25 protein-coding genes are annotated in these 21,131 nt (G+C 61.6%); 8 read left to right on the top strand and 17 right to left on the bottom strand.

Going from position 1 to position 21,131, the window contains the following annotated elements; genetic code table 11:
• The 3 genes from selA to selB are packed head-to-tail and all read left to right on the top strand — an operon-like array spanning position 1 to position 4,293.
• Positions 1 to 1,419 carry an L-seryl-tRNA(Sec) selenium transferase gene (gene selA, locus CIT26_RS07995; RefSeq protein ID WP_095492082.1) on the top strand — a complete coding sequence of 473 codons (1,419 nt, stop codon included), beginning with the start codon at positions 1 to 3 and terminating at the stop codon, positions 1,417 to 1,419.
• Positions 1,406 to 2,248 carry a tetratricopeptide repeat protein gene (locus CIT26_RS07990; RefSeq protein ID WP_095492081.1) on the top strand — a complete coding sequence of 281 codons (843 nt, stop codon included), beginning with the start codon at positions 1,406 to 1,408 and terminating at the stop codon, positions 2,246 to 2,248. The genes selA and CIT26_RS07990 overlap by 14 nt, the downstream gene beginning before the upstream one ends.
• Positions 2,245 to 4,293: a selenocysteine-specific translation elongation factor gene (selB, locus tag CIT26_RS07985; protein ID WP_095492080.1), complete on the top strand. Its 2,049-nt coding sequence runs from the start codon at positions 2,245 to 2,247 to the stop codon at positions 4,291 to 4,293. Before CIT26_RS07990 ends, selB begins: the two co-directional genes overlap by 4 nt.
• A 164-nt stretch (positions 4,294 to 4,457) precedes the next feature.
• Here selB and CIT26_RS07980 read toward each other — a convergent pair whose 3' ends face one another.
• The 4 genes from CIT26_RS07980 to CIT26_RS07965 are packed head-to-tail and all read right to left on the bottom strand — an operon-like array spanning position 4,458 to position 6,014.
• Positions 4,458 to 4,745, bottom strand: coding sequence for a hypothetical protein (locus CIT26_RS07980; RefSeq protein WP_095492079.1), 288 nt, complete (start codon positions 4,743 to 4,745; stop codon positions 4,458 to 4,460).
• Complete coding sequence (locus tag CIT26_RS07975) at positions 4,742 to 4,987, bottom strand: hypothetical protein (RefSeq protein WP_095492078.1); 246 nt, start codon at positions 4,985 to 4,987, stop codon at positions 4,742 to 4,744. The genes CIT26_RS07980 and CIT26_RS07975 overlap by 4 nt, the downstream gene beginning before the upstream one ends.
• Positions 4,984 to 5,220, bottom strand: coding sequence for a hypothetical protein (locus tag CIT26_RS07970; RefSeq protein WP_095492077.1), 237 nt, complete (start codon positions 5,218 to 5,220; stop codon positions 4,984 to 4,986). Before CIT26_RS07970 ends, CIT26_RS07975 begins: the two co-directional genes overlap by 4 nt.
• 2 nt (positions 5,221 to 5,222) lie before the next feature.
• Positions 5,223 to 6,014: a hypothetical protein gene (locus CIT26_RS07965; protein WP_095492076.1), complete on the bottom strand. Its 792-nt coding sequence runs from the start codon at positions 6,012 to 6,014 to the stop codon at positions 5,223 to 5,225.
• 119 nt (positions 6,015 to 6,133) lie between these two features.
• Here CIT26_RS07965 and CIT26_RS07960 point away from each other — a divergent pair, with 119 nt between their 5' ends.
• From CIT26_RS07960 to CIT26_RS35700, 4 genes are all read left to right on the top strand, one after another.
• A complete protein-coding gene (locus CIT26_RS07960; protein WP_167391325.1) occupies positions 6,134 to 6,367 on the top strand; it encodes a helix-turn-helix domain-containing protein in 234 nt (77 codons plus the stop codon).
• 137 nt (positions 6,368 to 6,504) lie between these two features.
• Positions 6,505 to 6,975: a hypothetical protein gene (locus CIT26_RS07955; RefSeq protein ID WP_095492075.1), complete on the top strand. Its 471-nt coding sequence runs from the start codon at positions 6,505 to 6,507 to the stop codon at positions 6,973 to 6,975.
• Between the two features lie 38 nt (positions 6,976 to 7,013).
• A complete protein-coding gene (locus CIT26_RS07950) occupies positions 7,014 to 7,577 on the top strand; it encodes a hypothetical protein (RefSeq protein ID WP_095492074.1) in 564 nt (187 codons plus the stop codon).
• A 102-nt stretch (positions 7,578 to 7,679) separates the two neighbouring features.
• Positions 7,680 to 7,928, top strand: coding sequence for a hypothetical protein (locus CIT26_RS35700; protein WP_143747802.1), 249 nt, complete (start codon positions 7,680 to 7,682; stop codon positions 7,926 to 7,928).
• Here CIT26_RS35700 and CIT26_RS07945 read toward each other — a convergent pair.
• From CIT26_RS07945 to CIT26_RS07890, 12 genes are all read right to left on the bottom strand, one after another.
• Positions 7,863 to 9,113, bottom strand: a complete 1,251-nt coding sequence (locus CIT26_RS07945; RefSeq protein WP_206072736.1) for a hypothetical protein — start codon at positions 9,111 to 9,113, stop codon at positions 7,863 to 7,865. The two genes, CIT26_RS35700 and CIT26_RS07945, sit on opposite strands and share 66 nt — an antisense overlap.
• A gap of 911 nt (positions 9,114 to 10,024) precedes the next feature.
• Entirely contained in the window at positions 10,025 to 12,337 is a 2,313-nt protein-coding gene (locus CIT26_RS37025; RefSeq protein WP_206072735.1) for a phage tail tip lysozyme, read from the bottom strand.
• Positions 12,334 to 13,350, bottom strand: a complete 1,017-nt coding sequence (locus CIT26_RS07935) for a tail fiber domain-containing protein (protein WP_095492073.1) — start codon at positions 13,348 to 13,350, stop codon at positions 12,334 to 12,336. Before CIT26_RS07935 ends, CIT26_RS37025 begins: the two co-directional genes overlap by 4 nt.
• Before the next feature lie 11 nt (positions 13,351 to 13,361).
• Positions 13,362 to 13,838 carry a GNAT family N-acetyltransferase gene (locus CIT26_RS07930; protein ID WP_167391323.1) on the bottom strand — a complete coding sequence of 159 codons (477 nt, stop codon included), beginning with the start codon at positions 13,836 to 13,838 and terminating at the stop codon, positions 13,362 to 13,364.
• Positions 13,813 to 15,666: a hypothetical protein gene (locus CIT26_RS07925; protein ID WP_095492071.1), complete on the bottom strand. Its 1,854-nt coding sequence runs from the start codon at positions 15,664 to 15,666 to the stop codon at positions 13,813 to 13,815. The genes CIT26_RS07930 and CIT26_RS07925 overlap by 26 nt, the downstream gene beginning before the upstream one ends.
• On the bottom strand, positions 15,663 to 16,367 hold the full coding sequence (locus CIT26_RS07920; RefSeq protein ID WP_095492070.1) for a phage adaptor protein: 705 nt from the start codon (positions 16,365 to 16,367) through the stop codon (positions 15,663 to 15,665). The genes CIT26_RS07925 and CIT26_RS07920 overlap by 4 nt, the downstream gene beginning before the upstream one ends.
• A complete protein-coding gene (locus tag CIT26_RS07915) occupies positions 16,367 to 17,038 on the bottom strand; it encodes a hypothetical protein (RefSeq protein ID WP_095492069.1) in 672 nt (223 codons plus the stop codon). The genes CIT26_RS07920 and CIT26_RS07915 overlap by 1 nt, the downstream gene beginning before the upstream one ends.
• A 93-nt stretch (positions 17,039 to 17,131) precedes the next feature.
• Positions 17,132 to 17,623 carry a hypothetical protein gene (locus CIT26_RS07910; protein WP_095492068.1) on the bottom strand — a complete coding sequence of 164 codons (492 nt, stop codon included), beginning with the start codon at positions 17,621 to 17,623 and terminating at the stop codon, positions 17,132 to 17,134.
• Between the two features lie 12 nt (positions 17,624 to 17,635).
• Positions 17,636 to 18,619 carry a phage major capsid protein gene (locus CIT26_RS07905; protein WP_095492067.1) on the bottom strand — a complete coding sequence of 328 codons (984 nt, stop codon included), beginning with the start codon at positions 18,617 to 18,619 and terminating at the stop codon, positions 17,636 to 17,638.
• Between the two features lie 5 nt (positions 18,620 to 18,624).
• Positions 18,625 to 19,707, bottom strand: coding sequence for a hypothetical protein (locus CIT26_RS07900; RefSeq protein WP_167391322.1), 1,083 nt, complete (start codon positions 19,705 to 19,707; stop codon positions 18,625 to 18,627).
• Positions 19,708 to 19,724: 17 nt separating this feature from the next.
• On the bottom strand, positions 19,725 to 19,958 hold the full coding sequence (locus CIT26_RS07895; RefSeq protein ID WP_245319245.1) for a hypothetical protein: 234 nt from the start codon (positions 19,956 to 19,958) through the stop codon (positions 19,725 to 19,727).
• A 166-nt stretch (positions 19,959 to 20,124) separates the two neighbouring features.
• Positions 20,125 to 20,394, bottom strand: coding sequence for a hypothetical protein (locus tag CIT26_RS07890; RefSeq protein ID WP_095492064.1), 270 nt, complete (start codon positions 20,392 to 20,394; stop codon positions 20,125 to 20,127).
• Positions 20,395 to 20,509: 115 nt separating this feature from the next.
• On the opposite strand from CIT26_RS07890, the gene CIT26_RS07885 reads away from it, so the two are divergent.
• Positions 20,510 to 20,695 (top strand): hypothetical protein, encoded by a 186-nt coding sequence (locus CIT26_RS07885; RefSeq protein WP_095492063.1) that lies wholly within the window; start codon positions 20,510 to 20,512, stop codon positions 20,693 to 20,695.
• A 111-nt stretch (positions 20,696 to 20,806) separates the two neighbouring features.
• Here CIT26_RS07885 and CIT26_RS36450 read toward each other — a convergent pair.
• On the bottom strand, positions 20,807 to 21,131 hold a 325-nt coding region (locus CIT26_RS36450; protein WP_167391321.1), incomplete at its 5' end, for a hypothetical protein.

Here is a 21,131-nt window from a genome sequence, read left to right as displayed (position 1 = left end):
ATGACCGCTTTGCCTGCACGTCGCCTGCGTGATCTTCCATCGGTCGATCAGATATTGAAGACGCCGCTCGGATCCACGGCGATCCAGCGCTTCGGCCGGCAAGTCGCGACGGCGGCTGTCCGCGCGGCACTTGCCGCAGCGCGGGAGGCCTGTCTCGGCGGAGCAGCAGTGCCGCAGCCCGGCGACGTCGCCGCCGACGCGGTTGAACAACTCAAGGTAGCAGAGCGCCCTTCCCTGCGACCGGTTTTCAACCTGACCGGCACGGTGCTGCACACCAATCTCGGCCGGGCGTCGCTGGCTGAGGAGGCGGTTGAGGCGGTGCGCTCTGCAATGTGCGAAGCGGTCGCTCTCGAGTTCGACCTCGAGACAGGCAAACGCGGCGAGCGGGATGATCATCTGCGTTCGCTCGTTTGCGAACTGACAGGAGCGGAAGACGCAACTGTGGTCAACAACAATGCGGCCGCTGTCCTTCTTGTCCTCAACACGCTGGCGCTCGGCCGCGAGGCGATCGTCTCGCGCGGCGAATTGATCGAGATCGGCGGCTCGTTCAGGATGCCCGAGATTATGGCCCGCGCCGGCGCCAAGGTGGTCGAGGTCGGAACCACCAACCGCACGCATCCGAAGGACTATGTCGCGGCGATCGGCCGGGAGACCGGGCTGGTCCTCAAGGTGCACACCTCGAACTACCGGGTCGAGGGGTTCACGGCTGAGGTGCGCGCGCGCGAACTGGCTTCCATTGCCAAGGCGCAGGGCGTGCCCCTGGTCCACGACCTCGGCTCCGGCACGCTTTTCGATCTTGCTGCCTATGGCCTCAAGCATGAACCAACCGTGCGCGAGGCGATTGCCGACGGCGCGGATCTGGTCACCTTTTCCGGCGACAAGCTGCTCGGCGGGCCCCAGGCGGGCTTCATCGTCGGCAGCAAGGCTCTGCTGGCCGCGATCAGCCGCAATCCGATGAAGCGGGCGCTCCGCGTCGACAAGCTTCGGCTCGCCGCGCTGGAGGCGACGTTGAAGCTCTATCGCGACCCTGATCGCCTGGCGGAGAGACTGCCGACGCTGAGATTGCTGACGCGCCCCTCGGCCGAGATCGCAACCCAGGCGGAGCGCCTTGCCCCCATGGTTGCCAATGCGCTGGGTGAGGCATTCGTGGTGGAGACTGTGGAATGCCGCAGTCAGGTCGGTTCGGGTGCCCTGCCGCTTGAGACGATACCCAGCGCCGGTCTTGTTGTGCGGGTAAAGTCCGGCGGCGGGAAGTCGCTGGGAGCGCTTGCAGCGGCATTGCGCGGGCTGCGCGTTCCCGTGATCGGGCGCATCGAGGGCCGGGCGCTTGTGTTCGATCTGCGCTGCCTCGAAGACGAAGCGGGGTTCTGTGCAAACCTCGCCGGCTTCGATCCTGGAGGAGCCGATGCGCTGGTTTGAGAGCCTCGCGCGCCGGCCGGCCGACGTGCCCCGGCCGGCTGACGTGCCCCGGCCGGCTGACGTGCCCCGGCCGGCTGACGTGCCGGTGGCCGAACGCCTGGCAAAGGCCTTGGAAGCGGCCAGGCGCGGCGATTATGCGGTCGCCTTGAGCCTATGGGAGCCGCTCGCCCATGCTGGGGTCGCGCGTGCGCAGAACAATATCGGCGCCTGCTTCGCAGAAGGGCTTGGCGTCGAGCGGGACTGCGACCTCGCCTTCCGCTGGCTGGCGCTTTCGGCCGAGGCCGGCGATGCCGTCGGGCGGCGGAACCTGGCGTCGCTCTATTTCCGTGGCGAGGGCGTCGCGCAGGACTACGGCCGCGCAGCCGAGCTCTACCGAGCAGCCGCGGAGCAAGGCGACGGACCGGCGCAGGACATGCTGAGCTGGATGCTGCTCGAAGGCGAGGTGGTCGATCCCGACCCAGCAGAGGCACGGCGCTGGGCGACTGCCGCAGCCGAGCAGGGAATAGCGTCGGCCATGACACGGCTCGGCATGATCCATCACAATGCGCTCGGTGTGCCGCGCGATCCCGCCGAGGCAGTCCGCTGGTGGCGTCGGGCTGCCGTGCGCGGGGATGCGGACGGGCAGGCCATGCTCGGCGCCGCCTGTCACTTGGCAGCGGGTGTCGAGGCCGACGCGGTCGAGGCATATGCCTGGCTTCTGCGCGCGAACGCAGCAGGCAGCGCGCTCGCCGAGCGGTATCTCCCGGCCGCGCGTGCCGGCCTCACCCCTGACGAGACCGCCGAGGCCGAAAGTCGTGCCGCGGCATCATTGACGGGGGACGGATCATGATCGTCGGCACGGCGGGCCATGTCGACCATGGCAAGACCGCGCTGGTGCGTGCGCTGACCGGCGTCGACACCGACCGCCTGCAGGAGGAAAAGGCGCGGGGCATGACCATCGATCTCGGCTTTGCCTACCTGCCGGCACCGAACGGGGACGTCATCGGCTTCATCGATGTTCCGGGGCACGAACGGTTCGTGCATACGATGCTCGCCGGCGCCAGTGGCATCGATTTCGTGCTATTGGTCATTGCCGCCGACGACGGGATCATGCCGCAGACGCGCGAACATCTGGCAATCATCGATCTGCTCGGAATCAGGCGCGGCGCGGTCGTGCTGGCCAAATCCGATCTGATCGCGCCCGCACGGCGCGCCGCCGTTCAAGCGGACATCCGTGCCGCGCTTGCCGATACAGCACTTGCCGAAGCAGACATAATGCCCACCTCGGCCGTCAGCGGTGACGGTATCGACGATCTGCGGCATTTCTTGTTTGAGGAGGCGTCGCGCTTTGCCGGCCGCGCAACCTCTGGACGATTCAGGTTGGCGGTCGACCGATGCTTCACGCTGCACGGCGTCGGCACTGTCGTGACCGGCACGGTCCTTTCAGGATCAGTCGGCGTCGGCGACCACCTTGTCGTCAGCCCGTCGGGTCTGGCGGCGCGTGTTCGCTCGATCCACGCCCAGAACAGGCTGGCTGAGCGCGGGCGAGCAGGAGACCGTTGCGCGCTCAACCTGGCTGGTGACGGCATCGGCAAGGAGGCGATCGGGCGCGGCGACATCATACTCGACCCGGAACTTCACGCGCCGACGGACCGGATCGACGCAAGGCTGCGCGTCTTGCCAGGAGAGCCTAGGCCGATCGGCCAGTGGTTCCCGGTACGCCTCCACCACGCCGCGGCCGAGGTTGGGGCAAGGATCGTGCTTCTCAGTGACGAGCCGGTCAGACCCGGCGGCGTCGCCAAGGTTCAATTGGTGCTGGACAATCCGATCGCGGCTGCCGCGGGCGACCCCTATGTTGTGCGCGACACCTCGGCGCAGCGGACCATCGGCGGCGGACGCCTGATCGATCTGCGGGCGCCGAGCCGGAAGCGCCGCACGCCGGAACGGCTTATCCAGATCGAAGCATATGCCGTCCCGGATCCCGAGGCGGCTGTCACCGCACTGCTCGACACGCCGCCCCATTACCTTGACCTTGGCTCATTCGCGCGCGACCGGGCGCTCGGCAGCGACGAGACGCAGAGACTGGTCGACAGCCTCGGATTGGTCTGCATTCCCGTCAGGAAAACGCTGTTCGTTCTCTCGCCGGCACGCTGGATGCAATTCAGGCTCGGCCTGGCCGCGAACTTGAAGACCTTTCACGCGGACAATCCGGATCTGCCGGGAATCGGCATGGAGAGATTGCGCCTTCAGCTTGACCCACGACTTCCGGCGCCGATGTTTGCAGCCGCTCTGCGAATGCTGGCGCGCGCCGGCAAGCTCGCCCTTGATGGCGCCTGGGTGCGGCTGCCCGGCCATGAGGTCCGTCTGACACCGCAGGACGAGACGCTGTGGCTGCAAATCGAGCGGCTCATCGGCGGCTCGACGCGATATCATCCGCCGAGGGTCCGCGATATAGCCGATATGTTGGCTAAGCCGGAAACGGAAATCCGCCGGATCCTGAAACTTACCGGCCGCATCGGGAAAGTATACGAAGTCGCCCATGATCATTTCTTCCTGCGCCCGGCATTGGCCGGAATTGTCGAAATCGTCGACGACCTGACGGCGGCCGAGCCGGGCGGGCGGTTTAACGCCGCCCAGTTTCGCGATCGTGCAGGCAGCGGGCGCAAGGTTGCCATCCAGATCCTTGAATTTCTCGATAGGCATGGCGTCACTTTGCGACGCGGCGACCTGCGGCTCGTCAACAGGTATCGACGGGATCTGTTTCGCTCAGCGGCCGATACAGAGCCGGCGCCAGCGGAAGCTTCTGGAGGAGCATCGTCCCCGGTGGGGCGTCCGGACTTCAAATCCGGTTTCAGCCATCCCGCGCCGTCCCGACAGATACCGGCGAATCCCTGATTTCCAAGGCTTGCAGCGCCCTGCCTGGCTTTTCGTCCCGCTCTGTCACTCACCGTGCTACCGAGTTGGGTAGCAAAATGGTAGCAAGGTGTTCGCTGCCTGTTCCGCAAACGATGAAGCCCGCCACCGTGAGGCAGCGGGCTTCTGTCGGGAACCGGTTTCCGTCAATCCGTCAACGGCGCACCCAGGCTGATGAACAGTTGCCGAATGCGGTTGCGGTTCATCCCTTCCGCTTGATCCCATCGCGTGGAAAGGAAAGCCGCCTTGTCGGCGAGTTCCTCGATCGACGCCGGCCGGTATTTGAAAATCTGATCCCGCAACGCCGAAAATACGGTGTCGAGCTCATCTTCTTTGGCCGGGTCTATGTCGCGGTAGAGTTCTGCCAACCACGCGGCATAAGCGGCATCGTAGGCCTCGAAAAGGCTGGCCAGATTGTGGGTCGGCGCGTTCATTTCTGCGCCTCCTTTCTTTCGGCCAGGACTTTCAGATGGCAGGCCTCAACCGCTTCGTTCGCGCGCTCCGCGAGGTCGCGGGCAATCATCGCTAGCGCGTGGATTTGGTCTGCCAAGGCGATCCGCTTGCCGTTGCGCTGGAACTCCTGCTCCCCGGTCTGATCATAGAGAACTTCAAGCAACTGGTGCAGGTTTCCGATATCGGACTGGAGGTCGTTGAGGTCGTCCGAAGGCGCGCTCATGACGACGTGCTCCCAACGACTTCGTAGTAAGCATTCCTCAACTTGGTCGACATATCCACCGCCACGTTGGCAGCGAACAAAATCAACTCATGATCGCGGGCGCTGATTTTCTGATCGGTAGAAGTGAAGCCGGTGCTGTCCATCAGGTTTAAGAGAACGTCGAGCATGTTGTCCGCGTCGCAGATCAGCGGCTCCAGATCACCGAAGGTCATCTTTTCCTTGGCGTCAGCCATCGTCACGCCTCCCCTGCCAAGCGCAGGACCGAGGCCGAGAGCGTTGAGCCCCAACCAACGGCTTGCGGCGTGAGTATCCGCTGCCATTTTTCCACCGCGCTCCAGGCAGCCAAGGCTTGCGCCTTGATCACCACCCCGGCCATCGTTGTTTCGGGTTGCGCCATGATGGCGTCTATGGCGCCGATCAGAGCCTGCGCCGCTGCGGCCTTGCGCCGGTCAGCGGCGTCGTGCCCCGACGCTGCCAGAACACGCGCCTTTTCCGCCTCATACTTGGCGGCGGCGGTGTATCGCGCAACCAGTACGTCAAGCTCATCTTCCCAGGCGGCACGGTTGGGCAGACCGCCGAGCGCGCGCTTGTCGATTGTCTTCCCTTTCAAGATGCTCTTTGCGCGCTTCAGTTCCCAATCCAGATTTTCGCATGAGTAGATGTAGCGCGCCCGCCCGGTCGAATGACAGAGGCCATGACCGGTAATGTCCCGCTCCATCGTGTTTCCGGCGCCGTCGAATTGCCGAGCCGCGAGGATTTCATCCGGCGCCACCGGCCAGACCTTCGACCATTTGTTGACGATGGCATTCAGCGCGGCCAGCGCCGAGCGGTATTCATTCGCGATGGCTGGGAACTCGTTTCCGAGGCGCAGCAGTTCCGGGTTTTCGGAGAGCTGTCCGCTGTGAGCTTCAGGCGCGACCGTTACGGCTGCGGCAGCGGTTGAAGCAGCCGCTAGGCCTAGCAGAAGGCGGCGGCGGTTGATCTCGGGCATGCCTTCGGCGGCTGCCCGAACAGTGGTGTTCGGCATGTGGTTAACTCCCTTGTTAGCGATTATCGCTATGGATAACGATATGCGCTTGTTAACGCTAACGCAAGCGATTTTCGCTAGGACTAGCGGAGAACGTTACCACGTGATAAGGTGCCTTCATGATGAACTCAGCCCAATGCCGCGCCGCTCGCGCCCTTCTTAACTGGTCTCAGCAGGAGCTTGCAGACGCGTCGAAGATAGGGAACGCGACTATCCGCAATTTCGAGGCAGGCCGGTCAGAGCCGCATCATGCGACACTCGATGTATTGCGGAGGACATTCGAGGATGCCGGCGTGGTCTTCATCGACGCCAATGGCAACGGCGCCGGCGTAAGGTTGAAGGCCAAGCCGTGACCGCGAACACTCCCCGCGCCCGCATGTCGGCCAAGCGCCATAATCGCCAGGCACGCGCATTGCGGCGGGCGAAGCTTGCGCGCGGCTACACATTTGCGCAAAGTTGGCCAGTGTAGTGTCATCGAAGCGCTCAGACTATGCCGGACCGCCCGTTCAAACTGCGCAAGCTCAGAGAGGCCGACTTTTGGCTGCACATCACCATCGAAAGGTGGGAGTGGGACTATTCTCTCGGTGCGGCCTGGATGGAGGGGCCGGACCCGCTGGCAGAACTTCGGGGGCTCCGGCTCAAAGGGAAATTGGCCAAGGATAGCGGCAAGTCTGTCAAAGCCGGCCTGACTGCGGAAATCCGCGTTTACGAAGGGGCCCACTTTCGCGAGGAGAAAAGACTTGGCAATGCCAAATTGCAGGACGTTGGCAGGCTGGACCGCGTGAAAGGGGGCTTCGAGGGAATCATTATAATGCCGGATGATGCCCTCCCCTTAGTGATGCTGATGCTGGCTATGGGGCGCTACGGGCATATAGACATATCAGCCTGGAAAGATGGTCCCAGGAGCAGCAGGGTTCGATCCTACAGTTTCAAGGAGACGATGGCAGATGATTGGGATTGAGATCCAAAGACGCACTCGCCTCCAGCGGAGAAACACGAATGACTAGAGCCCTTGCCATTTCATCCCGCCAGATCACCGCAATCTGTAAGGGCGTTTCGAAGGCGGGCTTTGTCGCCGAGGTGGTAATCAATGGCGCCGTCGTTAGGCTGGTTCCAGAAGGCAGCGCCCAATCTGCGGCTTCGCCAAGCGTAGATGAGCGGCTAGACCATATGTTCGATTCTTCTCGCGAGCGCGCCACGGTGCAACCGCCCTATGACAACGCAGTCAGCGATTACTACAGGAAGCTTGGTTACAATCCCCGCACGATGAATGACGACGACTTCAGGCGCCTCGTCGGAGAGGCTGATGCACGCTGGAAGGCCGAGATACCGACGCTACCGCTGAACAAACGGGAGCTTGAGGCACTTCGGCAGTTGAACGCCTATGGCCCGAATGTACCGGTCCTTTGGAGTAAGATAAAAAACTGCGGGCCCGATACAACAGAACGCCTGCAAGCACGTGGCTTTCTGGAGACCACCCCGCACCCTAAGGACGCCCAGAGCGTGGAGTTTCTGGTTCTAACGGACGCGGGTCAAAGAGAAGCGGCGAAGCAAGAGACATAAAGGTGCCGCAGCCCTGTTCGGTTTTGTCGCATATCGTCAGCGCGGTTAGATCGGGAGAGATCATCTTTCAATCGCGCCGATTTCGGCATATGTTCCCGCCCCATGTCCAGGAACACCGTGCTTCAGCTCATTGCCGCAGTGATCACCATCGCGGTATTGGCCGTCCTGCATCAGGGGCTGGACTGGTTCCTAAGCCGCATGTCGACCGACTTCATGGTTGGAGTAATGGTCGGCTTGGCTTTGATGTGGTCGATCTGGTTCTACGAGGACCGCAAGGAACGACATTCAAGGGCGGTTGGCCGTAGTGGGGCCGCCGAGCAAGAGCGCCCGCGCAACACGATCGACCTGTGACTGTTGCAGCCTGGATCCCTGGCCGGCCTTCATCAGTGCGGCAAGAACGGGGCTCTGCTGGCCGCTGGTCAAAGCGGTGGCCATCTGAGAAATCGTCTTATCGTTGCCGCCGTTGCGGAGAGCGTTGATGACTTTTTCGGCCGACCTTAGACCCGCCGCGCGAGCGGCACCCCGAACCCCGCCGGCAATGAAGCCTTCAGGAACGCCGAAACCCCGGCTCGTCTCGCCCGTGATGGCGTCCTGAGCGGCTATACGCGCAGCGCTTTCTGAATTGCGAGTGACGATGGTCGACGTGTCGGCAAACAGCCGTTCACGATCGAGCAAATCAAGAACCTTATCGGTTTTTTCCTTTCCCCATAGGGTCGACAAGCGCGCGCGGTTCCAATCGCCTTCGCCTTTGATGATTTCTTGCAACGCCACGCGATCATTGGCCTTGGTGCCGACGATGCGCTCTATCTCGGCCCGAGCGCCTTCACGCAATCGAAGCGGCACGGCGGATGGGCCGATTTGCAAGCCTTGCGGCAAAGCGCCCTGTCGCACTTCGGCCGCGAGTTCATCGGGGCGGGGCGCTTCCCGGCCGCTTGAAAGCACCGTCTGGCCACGCTGAACCGCATCCTTCTGCCGCGCCAACTCAGCATATTTCGCGTCGACTTCCTTGATGCCGGGAACCGATGCCCGTAGCTCGTCGTCAACAGCCTGCCGCGCCGTGGTCAGGGCGTTGACGGCGTTCGTTCCCTGGGTCGTCTCCAGCATGTCGTCTATGGCGTGCCGGGTGTTCAGCAGCTCGCTAGCGTCTGTGACCAGCGAGGTGCCGGGAGGCGGCTGGCCATTTGCTCGAGCCTGGGCAATTTCGGCCGGCGTGGGCTGATGGTCCAGCATTGCGCGGACGCGCTGGACCGCGCGCTGAGGCTCGCCTCGCAATGTCTGGGCTTCAGTTTCGAGGTACCGCGCGATCGGCAATGTATCGACCGGTGCCGCATCTCGCAGAGCTTCGCGATATTCCGGCTGCAAATACTGCTGGTTTCGGTTGGCTCGATCGATGATGCGTGACGGCGTGGGAGCCTCGCCAAGCGTCTCATTCAAAGCAGAGCGGATTCGCCAATTGGCATCAGCGTCACGCGCGCCGATAGCGCCGCGAACGATGGCCTTGCCTTCGCCAGGCGTGGCCGCGATGCCGCCGGCCATTTGGCGAAGGTTCGGACCGAGATCCATCAACATGCCGTCGTTGCCGAGCCGGGCGAGCGCCGCCGGGTCCACTGCATCCTGTCGCGCGGCATCGGCCAAGATCCTTGTAGCACTTTTGTCGAGCCCAAGAGCGCGCGCTACGGCACTAAGGTGCAAGTTGTCGGCAACGGCCTTTACTCCCTTGCCGATCAGCGGGGCAACGAACGGTGCGGCCAAGCCAAGCCCCCCGCCGAGCAGGCCACCCTTCACTGTCTCCCGGACATCTCCACCAGACCGTACGGCAGAATCTGCTCCATTGATGGCCGCACCCGAAAGCGCGCTGAGACCGTATCTGGCCGGCACTGATGCCGCACCAATGCCGAAGGCTTGCGGCGCCGCCACCATAGCCGGCAGGGTTCCGGCAACTGCCCCTGTGACGCCGCCAGCGGTCGCCGTGTGGGGGTTGTCGCGTCGAACGGCTTCGCTGTACTGGTTTCCTTGGTCGTAAAGCTCGTCGAACGATTTTCCCGTAAACGGCATTGCCATGGCAGCGGCGGCGGCGCTGGAGGCCTTATCGAGGTAGGGGCCTACGATCGGGACGCCTTGGAGGCCGCCTGTTGAGAAAGCGCCGACTTTATCGACAAGCCCAGTTTTCGGCGCGAAGGCCGGGACGCCCTGCGGCTGCATGGTCTCGGGGTCGATGCCGGCGTGTTCTGCGCGCTCTGTCGGCGAAAGCTTCTCCATCTCTTGCGCCTGGGCAATGCCGGCCTTAGCTCGAGCGTCAGCCGAGGCTGTTCCATCGCCCAGCTTGAAGTTGCGTACGTCATCCAGCGTCACTCCCTCGCTGGAGATGTAGCGGTCAATGTCTTCAGCCGGCGCGTCTTGGCCGACCATTTTAGCGACATTGCTTTTGATGCGCGCAAGATCGGTCATCAGTCCAGCCCATATTTTTGTTTCAGATCGGCCGCGCCGCCCGGGGACGTGCTATCGGACGGAATGATCGATTTCCCGACCGAAGCCTTGATGCCTTCCAGCATCCGCTTCAACTCGGCAACGCTGTTCATTGTCCGGTCTTTGGCATCACCTGTGGCCGCCGAATAAAGCTGCCCCGGCAGATTGGCCAAGCCACCTTCTTTCAGGGGGTCAATGACCGGATCATAAATCATCTTTTCCATAAGCCCGAGGTCGGGACCATTGAGAACGCCAAGGTTGAACAGCTCTTTCAGTTGCAGCATGATACCCTGCCGCACAGTGTTCAGATTGTCCTTGCCCTTGCCGGGGATCGCCTCAATGCCGGTCTTCCCAACCAGTTCGGTGAAGCGGTCTAGCTCGCCGTTGATAGCGTCAAATGCCTGATCAACCGACGCTTTTCGATTGCGCTGTGCCTCTGTCGGTTTGACCGCTTTGGGGTCGGTCAGGGGTATGATGCCCGGCCGACCATTCGACGAATTGTCCGCGCGCGGGCTTGTCGGCGCTGCCGGAGCCGGGGCAGCAGCCGGAGGCGTCTGCATAGGCGGCGCTGCTGGCGCTGGCGTGGGAGCCGGAGCCGGGGCGGGCGAAGTGGCGGCGGGCGGCGTGATAGCCTGCGGAGCCTGTCCGGGCATCTGTGCGACAATGCCGGCTGGCGTCAGGAACATCATTTCACCGTTGGGGCCGGTAATGGTCTTTCCCGCGGCGATCTGGGCGGCTTGCTCGCGCGTCACCTTGTTGTTGTCGACAAGCCAGTTGAGCGCTTGCGCATCAACCGAATTACCGTTGAACATTTTGCCGCCGCCCGTTGCGGTCGCGACCGCCTTCGTTTCACCAGTGCGCTTATTGTACAGCGTGCCGTCGTCCAGCTTCTCCCAATCGGTCTGCTGGCCGGTGTAGACGGCCTGATGCGTGTTCGGATCGACCAGGGAGCCGCCGACTTCGATCAGCTTGTTTTGATCCGATTGAAGCTTGCGCTCATCGAAATCGAGCCGCGCCTTTTCAGCCGGCGTCATCTGTGGATTGCGCAGCCGCTCCGTCTCGATGCGGGTTTTCTCCATATCGAGGCGGTTCTTTTCCATCTCCAGTTGGGTAGCCGGATCAGAGGCGGCCATCCTCTGTTTCAGCAACATGCCGACGACGCTGCGCTGTTCCGCACTCAACCGGGGATCTGTCGCGGCCTTCAAGAGCTGATCAACGGTCGGACCACCGCCCGCGACCTGAACCTGGCCACTTTGACCGGTGGGTGCCGTTCCAGTGTTGACGGGTTTGGCACCAAGCATGGGGGCGCCCCCACCGTCGGCCGCGCGCGGCGACTGGACGGGCGGTGGCGCGGGCGGAGCGCCGGTAAGGGCCTGTGCTGGGCTCTGTGGCTGGGTGGCCGCAGGCCGAGCGCCAGCGAGTGCCGCCGCCACGGCCCCGCCTGGAGCTGGTGTTGCCATCCCCGCAGAAGGGTCAAGGCTCGCGACCTTTACCGGGTCCGCCGGGGAACCGGTAAACTGGGAAGCGAACGAATTGGCCTGGGCGATACGGCGCGCCGCCTCCCCGCCCGGTCTATCGTAGCCAGCGAACCGCCATGCGTTGTTCATCATCTGCTGCGCTTCGGCCGGAGATTTCGCCGAATTCAGCCGATCGATCAGGCCGGGGTCTTCCTGAAGGAAAAACTGCGCCTGAAGCTGCGGCGAAGGATTGTTGGCGTCGCCGCCGTTTTTCGCTGCAAATGCCCGCATGGCTTCGAAGCGTGGGCCGCGCCAAGACATGATGCCGCCAGCGGTGCCGGCCTCGCCGCTTTCGCTCGGGTCGGACCAGGAGCCGAATGAATTCTTCGGCGAAAATCCGCTTTCTGCCTTTCCGGTGGATGCCACGGCTGCGAGCCCGTTCGGGTTGGTGATCTTGCTCTTCACCGTGTCCATGAAGCTGGAATAGATGTCGTTGCCCGACAAGTCGGTCGCCGGGCCGGCAGCGCCGCCCGATCCAGCAAGCGCAGCCGCTACCGCACTCGACGGGGCCGCGGCGCCAGTCTCTCCCGAATTGTGGAATAGTGCCGAAAAGACGCTATCTCCGCCCTTGCGCCAGTCAAGTTCTTGCTTGTGGAGGGCTTTGCCAGCCATATAGCCGGCAAAGCCCTTCCCGAGCGCGGCAAGGCCGTCTCCGATCGTTTTGGGGGTGCCGATACTCTGCCCAAGGAGAGCATCAGCAATGGCCCGCCTGCGAGCCAAGGTTTCTGCAGTTTCGCCGGTATCGCCGCCAAAGATGAACGAGGGTTGGGTGCTCATGCCAGGGCCTTTCCATAGTCGACGGCATCAAAACCGTTGATGGTCGTGACGGCATAGGGCCGGACCGCGCGCACCTCGTCGGACATGACGCCAACATGTTGGTCATCGCCCCACAGATACTCGAAGACGTATTTCGTCAGACCGTTGGCGTAAGTGCCGATCGCCCGGATTTTCTTTTTCAGCCGACGATCAGAGAACATCGCGCCGAAACCGCCAGCAGCGCCAGCCCCTTGGAGCAGCGAGCCGCCTAGACCGAACAGACCGCCCATGATGTTCTGGTTGTTGGCCTGGGATGCCGCGAGTTGCTGCTGATAGTTCGTGTTGATCAGCCCCGCCGTGTCTGTCGTCGGGATGGTCGGCATGTTCGCATTGATGAAATTCGGCTGGCTGACCTGTGAGCCCGACAGCAACGCCGTCAAATTATTGATCGGCGCCGAGTTCTGCGCCAAGGCCTCCTGCACCGCCTGTCCACGACCGGACAGCATCAACGAATTGTAAGCGTCGTTCTCGCCTTGGTTCTGGATGTTCTGCGCCTGGGCATAGTTGTCCGAACCGGGGCGGATGCCGCGATTGATCAGGTCGGCCTCGTTCGCCTGCCGACGCGCATCGAGCGCCGGCTGAAGGCGCTTCATGCCGAGATCCATCAACCGGGCTTCGGTCGCACCGTTGGACAGGTCGACCGGCTTGGCGAGCCAGTCCTTCAGAAATGACGACTGACCCGCGGCGAGTTCACCCAGATTAAGCTTGGCCTGGTCGGTCTGGTCCTTGATCGCCTGACCTGTACCCGACAACGCCTGAGTGGCGGTGTAGGTCGGGATATCATAGGACTTGCCGGTGTAAGGGTCGTTCCATTTGTAGGTGCCGGTCTGCGAATAGGTAAGCGAGCCATCGGGCGTGACTTGGTTCACGTTTCCGAGGTTTGCATTCGCAATCGCGGTGCCGACATTCGTTGCGGTCGACGCTGCAGAAGTTTCTTTCGGGTCCGGCGGTTCGGGCGCGTCTGGGGCACACATGGTCAGGTCTCCTAAAGAAAATAGGTCATGGCGATTGCCGACCGCTTGAAGCCCACCCGCTCGCACATCTTGGCAACGCGTAGGTCGGTGGCGATTGTCACGTGCGCCCTGACGCAGCCGCGCGCTTTGAGTTCGGCCAGAATGTGCTTGGTGAACCGGCGTCCGATGCCATTTCGATGGTCCGGCCGCATATAAATCGTGTCCTCCTGGGCAATCAGTTCAGAGTTGTGCATGTCCTGAGTGATCCAGATAAAGGCGTAGCCGACTGCCTCGCCCTCGCCGGTCCTGACGAGAAAACAGAGCAAATGCCCGGCGCCGCCGTAGACGTTCAGACGCGGTTTGAATTCGCCGATCGTCATCCCTTCGGCGGCCATGCGAGCCTGCATTTCGCCGTAGTGAGTGCGGCACATAGGCTCCAGCTCGGGCCATGCGTCGTTGAAATTCTCGATGGTGATGGCGTATTCAGACAACGACGCCTCCCGTTTCAAAGGTGACATCGAGCTGCACGAATTCTGTAACCGGCCGCTGGTTGAGATAGCTGGTGATTTGCAGTTGCGGCTGCATCACGTGTCCGGTCTTGCCGATCGATATCCATTGCCCGCCGCCGACCGAGCCTGTCGGCTGGGCTTGGTCCCACTTCGCAACATCCCAAAGGCCCGAATCCCAAAGGTCCGCAGTGCCACCATCCGCCGCGGTGGGGGCCGGTGGCAGATCGACAGAGTAGTTGACCGAAAAAGAGATTTTCGGGTTGTAGGGAGTGGCGCTAAGAAAGGTCGGCCGCGCCTGATGGACGGTCTTCAGGCCGCCCAGCGACTTCATGTGATCAGGATTGCCGACATACGTATGGTAGATCGGCAGGCCGTTGTCGTTGCCACTGATTTCGCCCTCGAGAACTAGCCCGTCATTTGTGCCGAAATAGAGCCGGCTGTCGTGCAATTCGAGGCACCGCGTTGCCCAGCCGACGAACTTGCACCAAGCCCCGGTTTCGAGATTGACGACGAACGCCCACGATTCCTGTCCGTCCGCCGTGACCGGCAGCGAGACGATTGCGTAATTCATATCCGGCCATTTGATAATTTCCCAAGGCAGGGAAAGCCGGCGCGAGGCCTCACGTTTCCAGTCAGGTTCGATGTTGCGCGAGACAGCCGCAAGAGACAGCGCAGCCGCGTCCTTGTTGATCGCGGCCGAAATGGGCACCAGGCCTTCTTTGGTCGCTACGATCAGATCGCCGCCGGCTCGCATCGTCGCGCGCTTGCCCATCGGGTCCGTCAGGTCGTAGCGACCGACCAAGTTCCATTCAGCTTGCGTCGCGCCGGCGGGGTTCGAACCTTCGAAGATTGCTGCCTCGCCTTCCGTGGTCACGAACACGCATTTGTCGTCGATGCCATCGCCAGCATCGAGGGACCATGTTGCGCCGAAGAGCAGCGAGCCGCCGCGCTGGAAAATGCCCGACAGGTTCAGCGAGCCCAAGGCGCCGGTCACGCTATCAATACCGAGGTAACGAGCGCGCATCGTGCCGCCCTCAATAAAGAAAAGGCGGTTTCGATAGAGCCAAACATGCGACAGGGCCGAAGTCGCCACGCCTGTAATCGCGGCGGAGATTTGGACTACGCCGGCAGGGATGTCCGCTTGTGCAGAGCCGGCAATCCCGCCGGTAATCGTCTCGTTGTCCTGGAACGTCCCGGTGATGCTCTGGATGTAGAGCGAGCCGGTTGTGCCGTTGTCGATCGACTTGACCACGGTCGCGGTCGCGCCGCTAGTGCCGCCCGTGATTGTCTGGCCCGTCACGTAATTGACGGTCTGGGTGTCGAAGTTCAGCCGGTACGTGGCCAGGCCATTGACGGCCGACCAGTCAAACGTCGTGCTGTAGAGCTGGAGGAAATCGGTTCCATTGACGGCCACCACGAACGAACCTCCGGACGTGGTGAAATTGACATAGGAATAGTAGCCGGAGGTTTGGCCCGAGACCGATGCAGCGGGCGCCACGGTCGGCGATGCCGGCGACGTGACATCGCGAATGGTGGTTTCGTCGCAAGCCCAAATCTTCTTTGTGCCGCCTGCATTGTAGGTGATGAAACTTTCGACCGGCGCGCTACCGATAGTTGCGCGCTTCACAGAGCCGCCGCGCATAATGATCCCGGTCGAAGTCGGAATGAAATTTTCAAGCCGCTGGGCGGAAAACGGCTTGGACTTTACAAGGCTCTGGTTGGTGACCCAGCCAGCGACAGGCGCGCCAAAAGTGTACGGCTGGGCCTTAGCAGCCGCAGGAACGGGAACAGCCTTGCGACGGCCTGGGAAACGCTCGCCGAGCCTCATGGGGCACCTGTGACTGTCCCAGGCCAAGCGACATTGCGACCGCGCCAGCTAAGGGGCGGCTGGCCCGAAACGACCGGCTTCGAACCCGGATCCTTGTCGATCAATCGAAGCTTCAGCGTTTCGAAATCGTCGAGCGCCTGCTGATAGGCAAGGCCTTTGTTCTGCTTCCACCGGTAGATGATCGCCAGCTTCAGCAGCCGTTCGGAAAGCCTGAACGTGTCAGCGTCCTCGGTGAACATCGTCTTCAGCGAACCGTTGCTGGCGCTGACGATCTGGTTTGAGACGTAGAAGAATTTAACCGTCTCGCTGGTGGCCATGACCGGCCATTGGTGAAACTGATCGCCGAAGATAATCCAGTAGCCGTTCACCGTGGCGATCGGCGTCACCTGAAGCTCAATCCATTGGTCCGGGCTGGTCAGATGGCTTGTTGCCCAAAGCCAGCGGGACGACCAGAGCGACGATGTTTGCTGCATCCGCTCGTAGTCGTCCGGGAGATCGAAATCGGCCGTGGTGCCGTTTCCCGTGAAGGTTTTCAGCACCAGCAGCTTTTGCCAGTCGTAGGCGTCTACGATTTCCGACGCCATGATATTGGCGAGTTCCTGCATTTCCACCATTTCTCGATTGGTGTTGCCATAGACCAGCGTCGGCACATCCATGCCGAGTACCGTCGCTGCACCCTTCACCACATCGAGAATGGACATCAGGCGGCGTCCCGCGCCGCGCTCTTGCCCTTGGCCGGCTGGGTGCGCTCTTCAAGCAAGGCTTCCATCGCAGCCAGGCGCTCCGCCATCTGTTCAATGATGGCGTCCTTCTGGGCTTCGCGCTCGGATGCCTTTGCCGCGTCGGTGTTTTCGAGGAAGAGCTTTGCCTGCTTGCGCATTTCACGCATGTTCGGCAGGCGAACCTTGTCCATCTGGCCTTCCTGAAGGTCGCGGACTTCTTCCACCGTGCGGATGCCGGCTTGACGAAGCACTTCGGCCTGCTCGGGCGAAACGCCGGGCCACGCCGCAAGAGCCATGCCGTTGACCGGGATATCCTGCCCCTTCTTGAACGCGTCATAGGCCGGCTCGATCTGCATCCAGCGCGCCGTCATAAACTTCAGCTTTTCGCCGTCCTGGTCCTCGCCCATCTTCGACGGGTCGGGAAGCATCAGGCGAACGCGTTCGGTCGTCTTGGTGTTCATCGGCGAGTGCGACGGCGAGTAGGTAACCCAGTCCTCCGCCTGCCGCTCCAGGATGCGGCGTCCGCTGGCGTCGAGCTTGTAGCCCTTCAGATCGCAACGCTCGTTTACCGGATCGCCTTTGACCGGCAGCATTTCATAGCTCGTCTTGAACCCCATCACGCGGATCATCGGGGCTTGGTTTTCGGACATGTGCATTGCTCCTGAAACGTGGCGGGCGCCGGAGCACCCTTATAGATGATGATTGGGATGGCGGGCGGAGCCGAAGCCCCGCCCGCAGCCGGATCAGTAGGGGAAGGCGCACATGACAATCTTCGCCGAAGCATCGATTGCGTAAGCGCAAACCGTATCGGTCACAGCGGCGGCCACTTTCAAAGTGCCGTCCGTGGTGGCCGATAGGATGAGCGCGTTGCCATCCGCGCCGGAAACCAGCGCGGTATTGAGCGTTGCCACACCCTTGACCTGTATCCAGCCATATTCGCCGGTGCCAGGGGCAGCGGCTAGAACGCCGGCACCGTTTGCGGCGGTGTCGGACACGTCCGAGGTCACTTCGTTCGACTGGCCGGCAGAGACGCCGCCCGGTGCATAGAAACCAACCACGTTATTGGCGACGGCGGCGATTGCGCCGGCACCGGAGTTGTATTTGACGAAGCGATAGACCTTGCCGTCATACGATTCGTAAGTGTCACCGAGGCGGGGTGCCTTGCCGCTTTCCGCGCCCGTGAGATCAGCCGCGGTGTAGGTCTTGGTAATGTTGGCGCCAACAAAAGAGGTCATGATTTTCGCTCCTTATGCCGCGTCGAAAAGGACGCCCTGAAGCGACCGGTTCGACGTGACGAGGTTGCCCATCCAGTAGAAGGGGATGACAACGGCGTCCTGGTTGACGGGCTTCTTCTCGTCGTCCTGCGTCCACTGCGCTTCCTTGTGCTGGTCGACGTAGATGTAATCCGTGTTGAGGAAGTAGCCCTTCTCGGCCGTGGTCGTGAAATTCGTGTTGTCGTCGAAAAGCACGTCGGAGCTTTTGTACTTCAGGCCGATGAAGCCCGACTGGGCCATGTCGGCGTCCATGTACCGCTGAAGCTGCTGCTCACCGAGCTCATACAGCGAATAGAAGTCATGGCTGAAGGTGATGATGTCCGGCTTGTCGGCGCCGCGCGTCAAAGCAAGCCAGAGCTTGTTCATGTCGGCCTTGAGCGACGCGGCGTTAGTTGCCGAAGGCGTTGCGGCAAGGTTGGTGCCGGTGGCCTCCAGGAACTTGTTGCGCCAGAACGTCCAGGTTGCGGAATCGATGCCGCCGACCGTCCCCTGACCGTTGGTCTGGAGAATGTTGGCGAGACCGCCGATCTGGTTAGACAGCGAGCCATCCGAATAGAGGTCGACAGAGAAGTTGTTCGCGGCGGTCTTCAGCGCGTTGCCCTTCTTGGTCTTCACGAGGTTGATCATCGCGAACTTGCCGCTGTTCTGGCGAAGTTCCTTGCCGCTGGAAACGACATGCAGTGCGACCTGCGCCCAGTCGAATTTCGCGGACGTGACGACATCCGAGCCGTTGGTGTTCAGCGTGTCGAGACCGGCATAACGCTGGTAGGTGTTGTTTTCCGCGTATTCGAGCTGCACCTGAATTTCGGTGCCGCCGTCGAGATTGCGGATCTTGTTCTTCTTCTTCAGCCGGTTGAGGAAGGCATTGTTCTTCGAAACGTTGTCCGCCACCTCGTTCGCGCTGTTGCGAAGCGTGGTGGACACCATTTCAGTGAAGGTGGTCGACGGACCAGCCATCGGATTTATCCTTTTTGATTGCGCTCATAGACAGCGGCCAGCTCTTCGTCTTCGGTGAGAGCCCGACCCTTGCCCGATGCTGTTGAGGGGATATTCACGGCGGCGGCCCGACGAGCGCCTTCGACCTTAGCGGCGCCATTGGTAGCGGCTGGCTTTCCAGCGGCTGCTTTGGCCCTAAGATCGGGATCGGCGTTCACGGCCATGTCGTAAGCCAGACCGAACACGGCCTCTTTCGAGGCGGCATCGCCAAGCTTCCTTCGCGCCTTGTGGATTGCTTCAACCATGTCGACTTCAGGAATTTCAGAGTAGAGCGGCTTGTCAGCTGACAAGCGGGTCAACTCGTCGGCGGCCGATTGCTGTTCGATCCGCTCCTGAAGCTTCTGGCTTATGCGGTCATCGATATTTGCGGGGTTTCCGACCGATGCAAGCAACGTCTTCAACCCGGCAATCTCTTGCCGCAATTCGGTTTCGCCCTGCTGGACGGTTTGGCCAAAGGCTGCTGCGATTTTGTCGCGCACGCCATAACTGTCGATAATCGACATGATGGATTCGACTGGTGCCCGGTCAAGGTTGGCCTGGGCGTTGAACAGGAAATCAATGGCCTTCGCGGGGGTCACCACCGACCCGTCAGCCAGCTTGCGGCCCTTCTGCGGGTCGAAATAGTGGGCGTGCCGATCGATGACTTCCTGAATTGGCTTGACGGTCGAAAGCTGCCGGCCGTGATCGGACAAGCGGCCCTGCAATTCCTGTTCGCGCTGGGCAACGAACGCCCTGACTTCAGCCGGCGTCTTTTCCCAAGCACCCTTCACGGCGTCGGCGCCCTGGATGCCTTTCCAGTTCTCCGGCAGGGGAACCGAACCAGCGCCAGGCGTCAGACCATCGCCGGCCGGTTCCCCGCCTTCGCCGCCTTTCGGCGATGCTGTATCAGCTGCGGTCGCTCGATCAGAGCTGACAAACTTGCCGTTGTCGCGTTCGGCGCCGTTGTCGCGCTCGTTCTTGTTCCAAATGGCCTCAAGCGCCGAATCGCCGGCGGCGTCATTGTCATTGATCACGCCGGCATCGACGATTACCGGTGCGGCTTCAGCCACGGCAGCAAGTTGAGCGTTCATCGAAATTCCTCTGACACCTGGAGACCCCGCTTCTGGCAGAAGTCGGGATTGCGAAATTTGCCCTTGGTGGGGGAAAGGCTGGGCTCGTACTCGACGCAATTGTGTTTCTTCAGATCGTCGCGCCGCTGAGAGCGCGAGCCGATCAATGCGCCGTCGACTGGCGAGCGGTATTCCGGAATGTCTGAAATGACGTTCGGCATGGTGATCTGGCCGGCGAATGGCTTCTCCATCGGAGCGCCCGTTTGCCGGTCCACAAAGGTGCCATCTCGAAATACGTACCGCGCCATTTCCAGTCCCGCTTTAAGAGCGAGGCGATGGTGCTATCGAGCGCCGCGAAAACATAAGCCGCTTGAAAGTGGCGTCGTAAACCGCCCGAAAAGCGCTTCTGCGGCAGGATCATAACCACCCTGCGTTGCGATCGATCTCAGATGCTTTGACCTCTGCCGGGTCTTTTGGCGCCGTCTCAGAGACTTCGGGCGGCTTGGCGGCAAAGCGTCCCTTCTCATCACGGATGCGCTCTGCGGCCTCCGCTTCGGTTTCCTGTTGGGCAGGTGCTTCGATTGGCGCTGTCTCGGGAGCGGATTGCTTCTCCCACTCGGCGGCCAGGGTATCGCGCAGCGAGAGTGTATCCGCCGGCTCTGCGCCAGCGTTGATCAAGTCAGACATGTGGAGGGTAATCCTTGCTGTTGATGGCAGGAGGCTGATGGCCGCAAATGGCCGTTTCCGCTTCTATTCGAGGCGGGATTCTGCTAGTCTTCTCCGGGATTTAAGGAGATTTCAGATGGGTGAATTCAAGTTCAGGACCGGGCACTGCGCACTTCCCGACCGTTGGGAAAATACGCGCATCATGCGGGGCAATCTCCAACACGGGCGCCCTTTCACGGAAGGACTCGCCCTCTCGGATTATGTTCCCGACCCTCATTTGCCGGAGTGGATCACAGTTAAGATAGTTGATGCCGAGGCTTAGGATATTTCACAGCGCCCCCTGCTGAGTCGTAAAATCCATCACCTTTCCAGACATAGCGCATGGTGGCAATGTCAGGCAGGGAACCGCGAAAACTATAGTGATTTGGCTTTCCTACCAGCCAGCCGAGGTGATCGCGTCTGCGATGATCTGCGAGAGATGCGTTTGACCGTTTGGTGGCGTGGTTGTGCTCGGGTGCAGTCCGTCCGATGTTTGCGAGGTTGGCCACAGCCCTTTGCTGACTGCATCGATATCACCGGGCGAGCCGTCGCTATAGGTCTGCATGATCGCGAGCGTCGGAACGTAATGGGTTGGATACGTGGCGATTAGCCATGCATGGATGGAGTCTTGGACCAATCGCGCCGGCATGCCGGTTTCATCCGTACCGGGTGAGTACCCGTTCTCTATGTACAGCCAACGATCATGCGTCAGGTGCGCG

The organism is Mesorhizobium temperatum, assembly GCF_002284575.1.
Classification (GTDB): domain Bacteria; phylum Pseudomonadota; class Alphaproteobacteria; order Rhizobiales; family Rhizobiaceae; genus Mesorhizobium; species Mesorhizobium temperatum.
This window is presented reverse-complemented; position numbering and strand designations above follow the sequence as displayed.

Coding starts and splice junctions, on each gene's coding strand:
- selA (WP_095492082.1), top strand. CDS start 1: ATGACCGCTTTGCCTGCACGTCGCCTGCGTGATCTTCCATCGGTCGAT.
- CIT26_RS07990 (WP_095492081.1), top strand. CDS start 1,406: ATGCGCTGGTTTGAGAGCCTCGCGCGCCGGCCGGCCGACGTGCCCCGG.
- selB (WP_095492080.1), top strand. CDS start 2,245: ATGATCGTCGGCACGGCGGGCCATGTCGACCATGGCAAGACCGCGCTG.
- CIT26_RS07980 (WP_095492079.1), bottom strand. CDS start 4,745: ATGAACGCGCCGACCCACAATCTGGCCAGCCTTTTCGAGGCCTACGAT.
- CIT26_RS07975 (WP_095492078.1), bottom strand. CDS start 4,987: ATGAGCGCGCCTTCGGACGACCTCAACGACCTCCAGTCCGATATCGGA.
- CIT26_RS07970 (WP_095492077.1), bottom strand. CDS start 5,220: ATGGCTGACGCCAAGGAAAAGATGACCTTCGGTGATCTGGAGCCGCTG.
- CIT26_RS07965 (WP_095492076.1), bottom strand. CDS start 6,014: ATGCCGAACACCACTGTTCGGGCAGCCGCCGAAGGCATGCCCGAGATC.
- CIT26_RS07960 (WP_167391325.1), top strand. CDS start 6,134: ATGATGAACTCAGCCCAATGCCGCGCCGCTCGCGCCCTTCTTAACTGG.
- CIT26_RS07955 (WP_095492075.1), top strand. CDS start 6,505: ATGCCGGACCGCCCGTTCAAACTGCGCAAGCTCAGAGAGGCCGACTTT.
- CIT26_RS07950 (WP_095492074.1), top strand. CDS start 7,014: ATGACTAGAGCCCTTGCCATTTCATCCCGCCAGATCACCGCAATCTGT.
- CIT26_RS35700 (WP_143747802.1), top strand. CDS start 7,680: ATGTCCAGGAACACCGTGCTTCAGCTCATTGCCGCAGTGATCACCATC.
- CIT26_RS07945 (WP_206072736.1), bottom strand. CDS start 9,113: ATGGCCGGCGGCATCGCGGCCACGCCTGGCGAAGGCAAGGCCATCGTT.
- CIT26_RS37025 (WP_206072735.1), bottom strand. CDS start 12,337: ATGAGCACCCAACCCTCGTTCATCTTTGGCGGCGATACCGGCGAAACT.
- CIT26_RS07935 (WP_095492073.1), bottom strand. CDS start 13,350: ATGTGTGCCCCAGACGCGCCCGAACCGCCGGACCCGAAAGAAACTTCT.
- CIT26_RS07925 (WP_095492071.1), bottom strand. CDS start 15,666: ATGAGGCTCGGCGAGCGTTTCCCAGGCCGTCGCAAGGCTGTTCCCGTT.
- CIT26_RS07920 (WP_095492070.1), bottom strand. CDS start 16,367: ATGTCCATTCTCGATGTGGTGAAGGGTGCAGCGACGGTACTCGGCATG.
- CIT26_RS07915 (WP_095492069.1), bottom strand. CDS start 17,038: ATGTCCGAAAACCAAGCCCCGATGATCCGCGTGATGGGGTTCAAGACG.
- CIT26_RS07910 (WP_095492068.1), bottom strand. CDS start 17,623: ATGACCTCTTTTGTTGGCGCCAACATTACCAAGACCTACACCGCGGCT.
- CIT26_RS07905 (WP_095492067.1), bottom strand. CDS start 18,619: ATGGCTGGTCCGTCGACCACCTTCACTGAAATGGTGTCCACCACGCTT.
- CIT26_RS07895 (WP_245319245.1), bottom strand. CDS start 19,958: ATGGAGAAGCCATTCGCCGGCCAGATCACCATGCCGAACGTCATTTCA.
- CIT26_RS07890 (WP_095492064.1), bottom strand. CDS start 20,394: ATGTCTGACTTGATCAACGCTGGCGCAGAGCCGGCGGATACACTCTCG.
- CIT26_RS07885 (WP_095492063.1), top strand. CDS start 20,510: ATGGGTGAATTCAAGTTCAGGACCGGGCACTGCGCACTTCCCGACCGT.